General features: G+C 70.0%; 15 protein-coding genes. 6 read left to right on the top strand and 9 right to left on the bottom strand.

The genetic code is table 11. The annotated features are described in order from the left end of the window. Nucleotides 1–668: phosphoenolpyruvate carboxylase (locus tag ABZZ74_RS35825; protein WP_356772221.1), on the bottom strand; the 668-nt coding region annotated here is incomplete at its 3' end. 308 nt (nt 669–976) lie between these two features. Between ABZZ74_RS35825 and ABZZ74_RS35830 the strand changes: the two genes are divergently transcribed. Beyond that, the gene (locus ABZZ74_RS35830) at nt 977–1,984 is read left to right on the top strand and encodes a fatty acid desaturase (RefSeq protein WP_356772223.1); all 1,008 of its coding nucleotides are present in this window, start codon (nt 977–979) and stop codon (nt 1,982–1,984) included. Then, complete coding sequence (locus tag ABZZ74_RS35835) at nt 1,981–2,658, top strand: TetR/AcrR family transcriptional regulator (RefSeq protein WP_208781217.1); 678 nt, start codon at nt 1,981–1,983, stop codon at nt 2,656–2,658. The genes ABZZ74_RS35830 and ABZZ74_RS35835 overlap by 4 nt, the downstream gene beginning before the upstream one ends. Before the next feature lie 30 nt (nt 2,659–2,688). Here ABZZ74_RS35835 and ABZZ74_RS35840 read toward each other — a convergent pair whose 3' ends face one another. From ABZZ74_RS35840 to ABZZ74_RS35850, 3 genes are read right to left on the bottom strand one after another with little or no spacing between them, the layout of a single operon-like run. Continuing rightward, nucleotides 2,689–2,862 carry a CsbD family protein gene (locus ABZZ74_RS35840; protein ID WP_208781218.1) on the bottom strand — a complete coding sequence of 58 codons (174 nt, stop codon included), beginning with the start codon at nt 2,860–2,862 and terminating at the stop codon, nt 2,689–2,691. Between the two features lie 54 nt (nt 2,863–2,916). Beyond that, a complete protein-coding gene (locus tag ABZZ74_RS35845) occupies nt 2,917–3,297 on the bottom strand; it encodes a VOC family protein (RefSeq protein ID WP_356772225.1) in 381 nt (126 codons plus the stop codon). Continuing rightward, nucleotides 3,297–4,109: a trans-aconitate 2-methyltransferase gene (locus ABZZ74_RS35850; RefSeq protein ID WP_356772227.1), complete on the bottom strand. Its 813-nt coding sequence runs from the start codon at nt 4,107–4,109 to the stop codon at nt 3,297–3,299. The genes ABZZ74_RS35845 and ABZZ74_RS35850 overlap by 1 nt, the downstream gene beginning before the upstream one ends. A gap of 89 nt (nt 4,110–4,198) precedes the next feature. On the opposite strand from ABZZ74_RS35850, the gene tamR reads away from it, so the two are divergent. Further along, complete coding sequence (gene tamR / locus ABZZ74_RS35855) at nt 4,199–4,696, top strand: MarR family transcriptional regulator TamR (protein ID WP_208781221.1); 498 nt, start codon at nt 4,199–4,201, stop codon at nt 4,694–4,696. Here tamR and ABZZ74_RS35860 read toward each other — a convergent pair. Continuing rightward, entirely contained in the window at nt 4,655–5,422 is a 768-nt protein-coding gene (locus ABZZ74_RS35860; protein ID WP_133045890.1) for a response regulator transcription factor, read from the bottom strand. The two genes, tamR and ABZZ74_RS35860, sit on opposite strands and share 42 nt — an antisense overlap. 255 nt (nt 5,423–5,677) lie before the next feature. Between ABZZ74_RS35860 and ABZZ74_RS35865 the strand changes: the two genes are divergently transcribed. Continuing rightward, the gene (locus ABZZ74_RS35865) at nt 5,678–6,133 is read left to right on the top strand and encodes a GNAT family N-acetyltransferase (protein ID WP_356772351.1); all 456 of its coding nucleotides are present in this window, start codon (nt 5,678–5,680) and stop codon (nt 6,131–6,133) included. On the opposite strand, the gene galK is transcribed toward ABZZ74_RS35865, so the two are convergent. Genes galK through galT form a run of 3 tightly spaced genes read right to left on the bottom strand, consistent with a single transcriptional unit; the run spans nt 6,126 to nt 9,300 of the window. Further along, nucleotides 6,126–7,280: a galactokinase gene (galK, locus tag ABZZ74_RS35870; RefSeq protein ID WP_356772230.1), complete on the bottom strand. Its 1,155-nt coding sequence runs from the start codon at nt 7,278–7,280 to the stop codon at nt 6,126–6,128. The two genes, ABZZ74_RS35865 and galK, sit on opposite strands and share 8 nt — an antisense overlap. Beyond that, nucleotides 7,280–8,242 (bottom strand): UDP-glucose 4-epimerase GalE, encoded by a 963-nt coding sequence (gene galE, locus ABZZ74_RS35875; RefSeq protein WP_356772232.1) that lies wholly within the window; start codon nt 8,240–8,242, stop codon nt 7,280–7,282. The genes galK and galE overlap by 1 nt, the downstream gene beginning before the upstream one ends. After that, nucleotides 8,242–9,300, bottom strand: coding sequence for a galactose-1-phosphate uridylyltransferase (galT, locus tag ABZZ74_RS35880; RefSeq protein ID WP_356772234.1), 1,059 nt, complete (start codon nt 9,298–9,300; stop codon nt 8,242–8,244). Before galT ends, galE begins: the two co-directional genes overlap by 1 nt. A 122-nt stretch (nt 9,301–9,422) precedes the next feature. Here galT and ABZZ74_RS35885 point away from each other — a divergent pair, with 122 nt between their 5' ends. Together ABZZ74_RS35885 and ABZZ74_RS35890 are read left to right on the top strand one after the other, a co-directional pair. Further along, entirely contained in the window at nt 9,423–11,102 is a 1,680-nt protein-coding gene (locus ABZZ74_RS35885) for a sodium:solute symporter family protein (RefSeq protein ID WP_356772353.1), read from the top strand. A gap of 21 nt (nt 11,103–11,123) precedes the next feature. After that, on the top strand, nt 11,124–11,480 hold the full coding sequence (locus ABZZ74_RS35890) for a hypothetical protein (protein WP_356772236.1): 357 nt from the start codon (nt 11,124–11,126) through the stop codon (nt 11,478–11,480). Nucleotides 11,481–11,498: 18 nt separating this feature from the next. On the opposite strand, the gene ABZZ74_RS35895 is transcribed toward ABZZ74_RS35890, so the two are convergent. Then, nucleotides 11,499–12,215: a response regulator transcription factor gene (locus tag ABZZ74_RS35895; RefSeq protein WP_356772238.1), complete on the bottom strand. Its 717-nt coding sequence runs from the start codon at nt 12,213–12,215 to the stop codon at nt 11,499–11,501. Nucleotides 12,216–12,419: the final 204 nt, after the last annotated feature.

The raw sequence follows: 12,419 nt of genomic DNA on the forward strand, positions 1-12,419 counted from the left end.
TCCAGTTCGGCGGTGAGGTCCTCCAGGACGTCGCCGACGGCGCCGGCGTGGAGTTCGTCGAGGTAGTAGATGGCGTTGCGGGCCTCGTCGGCGGGCTCGGGGCGGACGACGCGCAGTTCGTCCGTCTGCCAGACGAGGTCGATGTTCTCGGCCAGCCGGGTGTCGTAGCGGCGGCGGTCGGCCTCGATGACCGGGGTCTCCAGGAGCGCGGCGATGCGCCGGAGCTTGTTGAGGACCGACCGGCGCGCGGCCTCGGTCGGGTGGGCGGTGAACACCGGGCGGACGTTGAGGTTGGCGACGGTCTGGCGCAGGTGCTCGGGGTCGGCGTCCTTGAGCCGGTCGGCGGTGCGGGCGAGCAGTCCGCCCTCGGCGGCACGCCGGGCGCGCAGCTCGCGGCCTCGGTGGACCTGTTCGGTGACGTTGGCCAGGTGGAAGTAGGTGGAGAAGGCGCGCACGAGCTTGGCGGCGGTCTCCAGTTCGGTGCCGCGCAGCAGCTCGGCGGCGGCCTCTCCGTCCTCGCGGGTGAGGCGGCGTACCTTCTCGACGAGTTCCAGCAGCTCGGGGCCCTCCTGGCGGACGAGGGTCTCGCCCAGGAGGTCGCCCAGCCGGCGGATGTCGGCACGCAGCTCGCTGCTGGTCGTCGGGTTCAGGTCGTCGGCACTGCTCACAGGTGCGGCTCCTTGCAGTGTTGAAGCTCGTCCGGGAGGGAACCCGGCGGCAGGGCCGCGCGGCGGGCGCCGCATACGGCCCATGCATCCGGGAAGGAATCAGAGCGGACCGCGCTGTCCGACCGACTCCAAGGATAGGTGTCCATGCGGACGCGCAGACTGTCGGGCTCTTGCCGCCGGGCAGCGCACTGCCATACTTACGATGCCGTAGGTTACGGAACCGTAGGGACCGTTGTAACGGTACCCGGGCATGGTTGCGGTAGCCGTCCGGTATCTGTCTCAACCCTCGAACCCCACAGGGGACGCCCATGACCACAAGTTCCGATGTGATCGATGACGCCCCGAAGGCGAACGACACCCCACTCGCCTCGGCCACCCTGGGTGGCGAGAAGAAGCACTCGATCGAGCAGATCGCTCTGCTGCTCTTCATCGTCGTCCCGTTCCTGGCGCTCGTAGCCGCGGTTCCGCTGGCCTGGGGGTGGGGCGTGAGCTGGCTCGACCTCGGGCTGATGGTCTTCTTCTACTACCTGGGCTGCCACGGCATCACGATCGGTTTCCACCGCTACTTCACCCATGGCTCGTTCAAGGCCAAGCGGCCGCTGCGGATCGCGCTGGCGATCGCCGGCTCGATGGCCGTCGAGGGCCCGATCGTGCGATGGGTGGCGGACCACCGCAAGCATCACAAGTTCTCGGACGCGGAGGGCGACCCGCACTCTCCGTGGCGATTCGGCGAGACGCTCCCGGCCCTGATGAAGGGACTGTGGTGGGCGCACATCGGGTGGATGTTCGACGAGGAGCAGACACCGCAGGACAAGTACGCGCCCGATCTGATCAAGGATCCGGCGATCCGCGCGATCTCCCGGCAGTTCATCTACTGGACGATCCTGTCGCTGGCCCTGCCCGCCGTGATCGGCGGCCTCGTCACGATGTCGTGGTGGGGCGCGTTCACCGGCTTCTTCTGGGGGTCCCTCGTTCGGGTGGCTCTGCTGCACCACGTGACCTGGTCGATCAACTCGATCTGCCACGCGGTCGGCAAGCGGCCCTTCAAGTCGCGGGACCGCTCGGGCAACGTGTGGTGGCTGGCCGTGCTCTCCTGCGGTGAGTCCTGGCACAACCTGCACCACGCCGACCCGACCTCGGCGCGGCACGGTGTGGAGCGCTGGCAGGTGGACTCCTCGGCCCGGATCATCCGCTGGTTCGAGGCGTTCGGCTGGGCGTACGACGTGCGCTGGCCGTCACGCTCGCGTATCGATTCGCGCCGGAAGACCGGGGAAGAGGGCTCCGAGCGCCGGAAGGAGACCGCCGAGGCGGCATGATTGACGCCGTGGCGACCGACTCCAGCAGCACCGAGAGCAACGACAAACCCCGGCGCGCACGGCGCACCCGGATGACCGGCGCCGAGCGCCGTCAGCAGCTGCTGGAGATCGGCCGCACCCTCTTCGCCGCGAAGGGTTTCGAGGGCACCTCGGTGGAGGAGATCGCGGCGAAGGCCGGGGTGTCCAAGCCGGTGGTGTACGAGCACTTCGGCGGCAAGGAGGGCCTGTACGCGGTGGTGGTGGACCGCGAGATGCGGCGGCTGCTGGACATGGTCACCAGTTCGCTGACGGCCGGTCATCCGCGGGAGCTGTGCGAGCAGGCCGCCTTCGCGCTCCTCGACTACATCGAGGAGTACACGGACGGCTTCCGCATCCTGGTCCGTGACTCCCCCATCCCCCAGTCGACCGGCACCTTCGCGTCCCTGATCTCGGACATCGCCACGCAGGTCGAGGACATCCTGGGCCGGGAGTTCAAGAGCCGCGGCTTCGACCCCAAGCTCGCCCCCCTGTACGCGCAGGCCCTGGTCGGCATGGTCGCGTTGACCGGCCAGTGGTGGCTGGACGTACGCCGTCCGAAGAAGGCGGAGGTCGCGGCCCACCTGGTGAACCTGGCGTGGCACGGGCTGGACGGGCTGGAGCAGAAGCCGCGGCTCATAGGACACCGCAAGAGCTGAGCGCTCCTGTGGCGTGCGTGTCAGTGTGTGTCAGTGCTTGAAGGCGTCCTTGGCCTTCTCCTTGGCCTGGCGGGCGTCGCCCTTGGACTGCTCCAGACGGCCCTCGGCCTCCATGCTCTCGTTGCCCACGGCCCGGCCGATCGTCTCCTTGGCCTTGCCCTTGGCCTGCTCGGTCTTGCCCTTGGCCTTCTGCTCGCCTGCCATGTGAAATCACTCCCAGTGACGAGAGACTGCATTCCTCGCGACACCGGGTAACCCTCACGGGGCCGTGCAAACACCCTCCAGCGGCTGAAGGAACTCCAGCCGGTTGCCCACCGGGTCCTCGGAGTAGAAGCGCCGGTGCCCCGGCAGCTCGCCGTCCCACACCACCCGCGCCCCGCCCGCCTCGAGCCGCGCGGCGTACGCCTCGATGTCCGTGACCCGCAGCCCCGGATGCGCCTTCTTCGCCGGCCTGAAGTCCGCTTCGATCCCGAGGTGCAGCTGGACGGCCCCCGCCCGGAACCAGCATCCTCCCCGCGCCGCGAGCACCGGCGGCTTGGGGATCTCGGCCATACCGAGGACGTCGACGTAGTAGGCGCGCAGCAGGTCCTCGCAGCCGGCCGGGGCGGCGAGCTGGACATGGTCGACGGCGGCGAGCATCAGGCCTCCTTGCGGGCCACGGCGAAGATACGGCGGAAGGGGAACGGCGTGCCGTGGCCAGTCGCCGGATACGCCTCCCGCAGGGCCGCCCGGTACTCGGCGAGGAACGCGTCCCGGGCCGCCGGGTCGTCGGCGAGGGCGGTCAGCACCGGCCGCAGCCCGGTCCCCTTCACCCAGTCCAGCACCGGGTCCTCGCCGGTCAGCAGATGGACGTACGTCGTCTCCCACACGTCTGCCTCACAGCCCAGGGAGGTCAGCCTCTCCAGGTAGGTCCGCGGGGCGAGGACGACGTCGTCGTGGCGGAGGACGTCGGCGAGGCGGTCCTTGAAGCGGGCGGAGTGGGCGAGTTCTCGCATCAGCTGGTGGCTGGGGGCGGAGAAGTTGCCCGGCACCTGGAAGGCGAAGGTGCCGCCGGGCCTGAGCCCCGCGATCCAGTCACCGAACCGATCGACGTGCCCGGGCACCCACTGCAGGGTGGCGTTGCTGACGATCAGGTCGTACGGCTGCGGGGGCGCCCAGGTGCGGACGTCGGCGTACGAGAAGTCCAGGCGCCCCCCGCCGGGCGTGGGCCCCTCGTGCTCGGTGAGGGCGCGGTCGAGCATGTCGGGCGAGTTGTCGTAGCCGGTGATGTGCGCGGTGGGCCAGCGGTCGGCGAGCAGGACGGTGACGTTGCCGGGGCCGCAGCCGAGGTCGGCGACGGCGGGCGTGGCGCTCGGCAGGTCGGGGACGCGGGCGAGGAGGTCGACGAAGGGGCGGGCGCGGTGGCCGGCGTGACGGAGGTACTGGGCCGGATCCCAGGCGGGAGTGCTCATGGCATCCACCTTCCCCGGGAAATTCTCTTGATGTCAAGAGACTTCACGTCAAGAGACTTCACATCGACACAACCACTACACTGATCGCCATGGAGGACGAGGTCGATCGGCTGGTCGCGGCATGGCGTCGGGAGCGCCCGGACCTCGATGTGGAACCGCTCGAGGTGCTCAGCCGGGTGAGCAGACTGGCCCGGCATCTGGACCGGGCCCGTCGGCTGGCCTTCGCCGAGCACGCCCTGGAGCCCTGGGAGTTCGACGTGCTGACCGCGCTCCGGCGCGCGGGCGCCCCCTACCAGCTCTCCCCCGGCCAGCTGCTGACCCAGACCCTGGTCACCTCGGGCACCATGACCAACCGCATCGACCGGCTCGCGAAGAAGGGCCTGGTGGAGCGGCTGCCCGACCCCAGCGACCGGCGCGGGGTGCTGGTGCGCCTGACGGACGAGGGCCGGGACCGCGCGGACCAGGCCCTCGCCGGACTGCTCGACCAGGAGCGGGCGATCCTCGCCGAGCTCTCCCGCGCCCAGCGCGGAGAACTCGCGGGACTGCTACGCCAGCTGACCGCCCCGTTCGACAACATCCCCGGCTAGGTCCACGGGCCCGACGCCGGCCCGGCGGGCGAGGGCGACGGCGGCCAGGGTGCTGTGCACGCCGAGCTTGCCCAGGACGTTCTGCATATGGGTGCGGACGGTGTGCGGGGAGAGGAACAGCCGCTCGGCGACCGCCTTGCGGCCCAGGCCCGCGACCATGCAGCGCAGCACCTCGCGCTCCCTCGGGGTGAGGGACTCCACCAGCCGCTCGCTCTCGGTGCGGTGCTTGCGGGCGGCCGTCAGCTCCCTGAGGACGCCGGTGAGCAGGGCGGGCGGCAGATGCGTCTCGTCGCGCAGGACGCCCCGGATGACGTTGAGCAGTCTGGACAGCGAACAGTCCTTGGCCACCCAGCCGGAGGCCCCGGCCTGCAGGGCGAGCGCGGCGCGCCGCGGATCGTCCTTCTCGGCGAGCACGACGATCCGTACGCCCGGCTGCGCGGTGCGCACCCCGGCGACCAGCGAGATGCCGTCGACCAGTCCGTCCTCGTCGTTGTCGTGGACGGGCACGGCGGGCCGCACGCCGGGCAGGTTGCCGCCCAGGTCGGAGTCGACGAGCAGGACGTCGAAACGGCGGCCCTCGGCGGCCGCGCGCTCCAGGCTGCGCAGCGCGGCGGGACCGCTGCCGGCGGCGGAGACGTCGACGTCGGGCTCGGCCGCCAGGGCTGCGGCGAGCGACTCGGCGAAGATGCGATGGTCGTCGACGACCAGGACTCGGATGCGAACCACGAAACCCCCTTCCCCAAGCTCCTTGAAGAGCAGGGGACCCCTTTGTCGGGAGACGGTACGGGCGCGGGTACGACGCCCGAAGCGCGATGGGCCGCCGCGGCCGCCGCCGTGCGGAACTGCTACCCCCACTTCGGGCGTCGAACCCGACTGTCTCGCCCCCTGATCGGCACCGGCCCCCACCGGTGCTGTTCATCAGGGTACGGCCGGGGGCCGGGAGGGGAAGGTAATTTGCAGAACTGGCTGTCCGGCACGTTTATCGTGAGCCGCATGTTTCGTCTTGAGACAGAAGTCGACAAGGCCCGGCGCGATCTTCTCCGAATCCGGCTCCGAGACACCAACACGGCGGCCTCCCCCGTGCTGCGCGCCCTGCGCGGAACCCCAGGTGAACGCGAACTTCCGCTCCACGTCTGGGCGTTGGACGAGGCGGGTGAGCTGGCGGGCGGACTGGTCGGCCACACGTGGACGACGTGGCTGCACGTGACCTATCTGTGGGTGGACGAACGCCATCGCGGCACGGGTCTGGGTTCGCAACTGCTCGCGACGGCGGAGGCCCTGGCGCGGGACGAACGCGGGTGCGCGTCCGCCCGGCTGGAGACGTGGGACTTCCAGGCGCCGGACTTCTACCGCAAGCAGGGGTATGACGTGGTGTGCGTGATCCCCGACTATCCGCCGGGGATCACGGAGTACACCCTGACGAAGCGGCTCAGCTGACCCTGCGGGCGCCCGCCGCCGGTACCGCCTCGAAGACCCGCGGTGCGGTGAAGCCGGCCGCCGCGAAGGACTCCTCGACCGCCTTGGTGATCGTGTCCACGTCGGCGGCCTCCGCCAGGACGATCGCCGAGCCGCCGAAGCCGCCGCCGGTCATCCGGGCGCCGAGCGCGCCGGCGGCCAGGGCGGTGTCGACGACCAGGTCCAGCTCCGGGCAGGAGATGCGGAAGTCGTCGCGCAGGGAGGCGTGCCCCGCGACCAGGACCGGGCCGATGGCGCGGGTCTCGCCCGAGCGCAGCAGGGCCACGGTCTGCTCCACCCGCTCGTCCTCCGTGACGACGTGGCGGACCAGGCGGACCGCCTCCTCGTCGTCACCGAGCCGCGCGAGGGCCTCGTCGAGGTCGGCGTAGGGGATGTCACGCAGGGCGTCGACGCCGAGCAGGGCCGCGCCCCGCTCGCAGCCGGCCCGGCGCTTGCCGTACTCGCCCTCGCTGTGGGCGTGCTTGACCTGGGTGTCCACCACCAGCAGACGCATGCCCTCGGCGGCCAGGTCGAAGGGGATCTGCTGCTGGGAGAGGTCCCGGGTGTCGAGGAAGAGGGCGTGGCCTTCCTCGCAGCAGGCGGACGCCGTCTGGTCCATGATGCCGGTCGGGGCGCCGACGTAGACGTTCTCGGCGCGCTGGCACAGCCGGGCCAGCTGCCAGCGCTGCAGACCCAGTTCGTACAGGTCGTTGAGGGCGAGCGCGATCACGACCTCCAGCGCCGCCGACGAGGACAGGCCGGCGCCCGAGGGGACCGTGGAGGCGAGGTGGACGTCGGCGCCGGTCACGGCGTGGCCGGCCTCGCGCAGGGCCCAGACCACGCCCGCCGGGTACGCCGTCCAGTTCCGGTCCGACTCGGGGGCCAGGTCGTCCAGGCGCAGCTCCGCGACGCCGCCCTCGACGTCCTCGGAGTGCAGGCGCAGGACGCCGTCCGTGCGCCGGGAGACGGCCGCCGTCGCCACGTGCGGCAGCGCGAAGGGCATCACGAAGCCGTCGTTGTAGTCGGTGTGCTCACCGATGAGGTTGACGCGTCCCGGCGCCGACCAGACACCCTCCGGCTCGGCCCCGTACAGCGCGGCGAAGCCTTCCCGGACCTGCTGTGCACCCACTACTGCTCCCTTGCGATGTGCTGAGCGAACTCCCAGGCGTCCGCGACGATGCCCGCGAGGTCCGCGCGGGACGGGTTCCAGCCGAGCTTCTCGCGGGCCGAGGCGGCCGAGGCCACCAGGACCGCCGGGTCGCCGCCCCGGCGCGGGGCCACGACCTCGGGGATCGGGTGCCCGGTGACCCGGCGGACGGTCTCGATCACCTCGCGGACCGAGAAGCCCTCGCCGTTGCCGAGGTTGCAGATCAGGTGCTCGCCGGGGGTGGCGGCCCCGAGGGCGAGCAGATGGGCCTCGGCGAGGTCCGCGACGTGGATGTAGTCGCGCACGCAGGTACCGTCCGGCGTCGGGTAGTCGTCGCCGTAGACGGAGATGGCCTCACGGCGGCCCTGCGCGACCTGGAGCACGAGCGGGATCAGGTGGGACTCGGGGTCGTGGCGCTCGCCGCAGGTGCCGTAGGCGCCGGCCACGTTGAAGTAGCGCAGGGAGACCGCGGCCAGGCCGTGGGCGTTCGCCTCGCCGGTGATCATGTGGTCGACGGCGAGCTTGGTGGCGCCGTAGGGGTTGGTCGGCCTGGTGGGCGCGGTCTCGACGATCGGGACCTGCTCGGGCTCGCCGTAGGTGGCCGCGGTGGAGGAGAAGACGAGCTTGCGCACGCCCGCGTCGCGCATCGCGCCGAGCAGGGCCATGGTGCCGCCGACGTTGTTGTCCCAGTACTTCTCGGGCTTCACGACCGACTCGCCGACCTGGGAGGAGGCGGCGAAGTGCAGGACCGCGTCGAAGGAGGAGTCCAGCCACTTCGCGGCGTCACGGATGTCGCCCTCGACGAACGCGGCCCCGGCGGGGACGCCCTCGCGGAAACCGGTCGTCAGGTTGTCGAGGACGACGACCTCGTGTCCGGCCTCCAGCAGGTGCTGGGCCACGACACTGCCGACGTAACCCGCGCCACCCGTCACCAGGTACTTCATCAACTCGCTACCTCTCGCAGTCGCTCGGCCGCGGCCTCCGGCCGGATGTCGTTGATGAACACACTCATGCCGGACTCGGAACCCGCGAGGAACTTCAGCTTGCCGGAGGTTCGGCGGATGGTGAAAAGCTCGAGGTGGAGCGCGAAGTCGTCCCGGTTGACGCCATCGAACTCCTCCAGGGCGCCGAAGGGCGCCTGGTGCCAGGCCGCGATGTACGGCGTCGGCGGCTCATTTTCACCGAAGATCCGGTCGAAGCGCCTCAAGAGTTCCAGGTACACCTTGGGGAACTCTGTGCGCGCGTCCTCGTCGAGTCCGAGCAGGTCGGGCACCCGGCGCTTGGGGTAGAGGTGGACCTCGTAGGGCCAGTGCGCCGCGTACGGCACGAAGGCCACCCAGTGTTCGCCCTCGAGGACGACGCGCTCGTCGGCGAGTTCACGCTCGAGAACATGATCGAAGAGGTTCTCCCCGCCGGTCGCCTCCTTGTGCTGGGCGAGTTGGCCCAGCATCAGTGCGGTGCGAGGGGTGGTGAAGGGGTACGCGTAGATCTGGCCGTGCGGATGTCCGAGGGTCACACCGATCTCCGCACCCCGGTTCTCGAAGCAGAACACCTGCGCCACGGAGGGGAGATGCGACAGCTCGGAGGTGCGGTCGGTCCACGCCTCCAGGACCAGGGCGGCCTGTTCCTCGGTGAGGTCCGCGAAGGAGGCGTTGTGGTCGGAGGTGAAGCAGACGACCTCACAGCGCCCGGAGTCGCCGGCCAGGGAGGGGAAACGGTTCTCGAAGACCACGACGTCGTACGAGGAGTCCGGGATCTCGCTCAGCCTGCCGTCCTTGGACGGACACAGGGGGCACTCGTCGGCCGGCGGGTGGTAGGTGCGTCCCTGCCGGTGCGAGGCGATGGCAACACTGTCGCCGAGCAGCGGATCACGGCGGATCTCGGAGGTGGTGTGGGTCCGCTCCAGCGGTCGCTTGTCCACCGCGTCGCGGACGTTGTCGTCGCGCAGGTCGTAGTAGATCAACTCGCGACCGTCGGCCAGGCGGGTCGAGGTCTTCTTCACTGCGACTCCCTATTCGAGCCACTCAATCTTCAAACAGAACCAAACACATCGAAACACAAGGCACCACCTGCGTCAACGTCACAATCAAACAAAGGACATCAGCAAAAGTGTTGAACAACCAGGTGCACATCCCCCCATACCTGGCGGCCGAGCTCCGACTCCCCACGAACGGGCTCGACTACACGATCCTCGCCATCTACTTCGCCGTCGTCCTCGGCATCGGCTTCGCCGCCCGCAGATCGGTGAAGACCAGCCTCGACTTCTTCCTCTCCGGCCGCTCCCTGCCCGCCTGGATCACCGGCCTCGCCTTCATCTCCGCCAATCTCGCCGCCACCGAGATTCTCGGCATGGCGGCCAACAGCGCCCAGTACGGCGCGTACACCGTGCACTGGTACTGGATCGGCGCCATTCCCGCCATGGTCTTCCTCGGCCTGGTGATGATGCCCTTCTACTACGGCAGCAAGGTCCGCTCGGTTCCCGAGATGCTGCTGCTGCGCTTCGACAAGGGCGCACACCTGCTCAGTTCGATCCTGTTCGCCTTCGCCGCCATTCTGATCGCCGGTGTGAACCTGTACGCGCTCGCGATCGTCGTGGAGGCCCTGCTGGGCTGGCCGCAGTGGGTGGCGATCGTGGTGGCGGGCGCCTTCGTGCTGGCGTACATCACCCTCGGCGGTCTCTCCTCCGCCATCTACAACGAGGTGCTGCAGTTCTTCGTGATCCTCGCGGCCCTCATCCCGATCCTCGTGCTGGGCCTGAAGAAGGTCGGCGGCTGGGGCGGCCTGACCGACAAGCTGACCGCGACCCACGGCGCGAACTTCACCACCGCCTGGGGCGGCACCGGGATCGGCAGCTCCAACCCGCTGGGCGCCAACTGGCTGACCATCGTGCTCGGCCTCGGCTTCGTGCTGTCCTTCGGCTACTGGACCACCAACTTCGCCGAGGTGCAGCGCGCCCTGTCCGCGAAGAACCTCTCCGCCGGCCAGCGCACCCCGCTGATCGCCGCCTACCCGAAGATCTTCATCGTCTTCCTCGTGATGATCCCGGGCCTGGTCGCCGCCGCGCTGATCCCCGGCTTCGGCACCGCCAAGTCCGGCTACCAGTACAACGACGCCATCCCCTACCTGATGTCGCAGCTGCTGCCCAACGGCGTCCTCGGCATCGCGGTGACCGGTCTGCTGGCCGCCTTCATGGCCGGCATGGCGGCCAACGTGTCCTCCTTCAACACGGTGTTCACCAACGACATCTGGGGCCGGTACGTGGTTCGGGGCCGCGAGGACGAGTACTACGTCCGCTTCGGCCGCCTGATCACGGTGATCGGCGTCTGCGCCTCCGTCGGCACGGCGTTCCTGGCCTCGTCGTTCTCCAACATCATGAGCTACCTGCAGACGCTGTTCTCCTTCTTCAACGTGCCGATGTTCGTCGTCTTCATCGTCGGCATGTTCTGGAAGCGCGCGTCCACGAAGTCCGGCTTCTGGGGGCTGCTCGCGGGCACCGTGGCCGCGATGGTGAACTACTTCGTGATCTACAAGAAGGGCATCATCGACATCCCCTCCGACCAGGGCGCCAACTTCGTCTCAGCGATCGTCGGCTTCGTCGCCGGCGCGGTGGTGATGGTCGCCGTGTCCCTGTTCACCAAGCCCAAGCCCGCCGAGGAGCTCCAGGGCCTGGTCTACGGCACCACCTCCCCCGGCATGACCGAGCCGCCCGCCCCCGGCGACGAGGCCTGGTACCGCAGGCCCGCCCTGCTGGGCTGGGGCGCGATCGTCATCGCGGCCGCCTGCTACATCCCGTTCTCGTTCTGACCGCGGGAGGATTGAGAGACCATGTCCGAGTTTTCCAGCCCCTCCGACCGCCCCGAGCGCCACGGGTACACCGAGCAGGACGTCCAGCGCGAGGTCACCGAGCTGCAGCAGAAGTCGGCGACCGCCGCCCGCATCTTCGACCTGCGGCGCATCATCGGCGGCCTGTTCGTCGTCTACGGCGTCATCGTCACCATCGCCGGCATCGCCGACGACCAGTCCGCCATCGACAAGGCCCAGGGCGTCAACATCAACCTGTGGACCGGGATCGGGATGCTGCTGCTGGGCATCTTCTTCCTGGTCTGGCTGAAGCTGCGCCCGACCCCTCCGACGGTCCCCGAGGTCACGCCCGAGGACCTGCCGGACAAGCCCGCCGCATGACGAGCACGGGGTCGGAGGCTACAGCGCCTCCGGCCCCGTCCCGCTCTCCGTCGGTGCCGCGTGCTGCGGCAGGGGTCCCGCCCGGTCGAGCAGGCCCGTGCGCGCGGCCAGGGCCGCCGCCTCCAGGCGGGAGCCGACGCCCAGTTTCATCAGGACCCGCTGGACATGGGTGCGCGCGGTGGACGGGGCGATGCCCATGCCGGCCGCGATCAGCCGGGTGTCCTCGCCTTCGGCGACCCGGACCAGGACCTCGACCTCCCTCGGGGTGAGCATCTGCAGCAGCCGCTGGCCCTCGTCGTCGGGCTGTGCGGCGGGATTGAGCAGCTCACTGAACGCGCCCTGGAGCAGCTGGGGCGCGACCGCCGCCTCGCCGGCCCGGGCCTTCATGATGGCCCGCTCGACCCCCTCGATGCGCTCGTCGTGGCGTACGTAGCCGGAGGCGCCCGCGGCGAAGGCCGCCGCGATGCCACGGGGGCTGGGCACCGGGCCCAGCACCAGGACCGCCACCTGCGGACGCTCCCGCTTGATCCGTACCACCGGGTCGAAGATGCCCGGCTCGGCCGGTGTAGCCGTCCCCAGCAGACACACCTCCGGCGCACGGGTGATCACCAGCTCCGCCGCGCCGGCGGCGGGCGCCGCGGCGGCGAGCACCCGGTGCCCCCGCAGCTTCAGCGCCGAGGCCAGCGCCTCGGCGAGCAGTCGGTGGTCGTCGACCACCATGAGCCGCACTCCCATCGAGCAACCCCCCAGTCCCCCCAATGGATCTCCATCGATGCCCCACTATGGATGCCCACTGGTCCGCGCGGACAGGAGCCCCCTCCCGGCTCCCCCGCTCTTCATGCCCCCGGAAGCTACACGCTTGTTCGACGTTGCGCTCCCCCTACCGGTGAGAAGTGCCCCGGATAGACGGAATATCTTGCATATCGTCGGGAACGCGGC

It is taken from the genome of Streptomyces sp. NPDC006476, from assembly GCF_040612015.1.
Classification (GTDB): Bacteria; Actinomycetota; Actinomycetes; order Streptomycetales; family Streptomycetaceae; genus Streptomyces; species Streptomyces griseorubiginosus_B.

Bases quoted from the DNA above. Each gene is read 5' to 3' on its own strand.
- ABZZ74_RS35830 (WP_356772223.1), top strand. From the start codon at position 977: ATGACCACAAGTTCCGATGTGATCGATGACGCCCCGAAGGCGAACGAC.
- ABZZ74_RS35835 (WP_208781217.1), top strand. From the start codon at position 1,981: ATGATTGACGCCGTGGCGACCGACTCCAGCAGCACCGAGAGCAACGAC.
- ABZZ74_RS35840 (WP_208781218.1), bottom strand. From the start codon at position 2,862: ATGGCAGGCGAGCAGAAGGCCAAGGGCAAGACCGAGCAGGCCAAGGGC.
- ABZZ74_RS35845 (WP_356772225.1), bottom strand. From the start codon at position 3,297: ATGCTCGCCGCCGTCGACCATGTCCAGCTCGCCGCCCCGGCCGGCTGC.
- ABZZ74_RS35850 (WP_356772227.1), bottom strand. From the start codon at position 4,109: ATGAGCACTCCCGCCTGGGATCCGGCCCAGTACCTCCGTCACGCCGGC.
- tamR (WP_208781221.1), top strand. From the start codon at position 4,199: ATGGAGGACGAGGTCGATCGGCTGGTCGCGGCATGGCGTCGGGAGCGC.
- galE (WP_356772232.1), bottom strand. From the start codon at position 8,242: ATGAAGTACCTGGTGACGGGTGGCGCGGGTTACGTCGGCAGTGTCGTG.
- ABZZ74_RS35890 (WP_356772236.1), top strand. From the start codon at position 11,124: ATGTCCGAGTTTTCCAGCCCCTCCGACCGCCCCGAGCGCCACGGGTAC.
- ABZZ74_RS35895 (WP_356772238.1), bottom strand. From the start codon at position 12,215: ATGGGAGTGCGGCTCATGGTGGTCGACGACCACCGACTGCTCGCCGAG.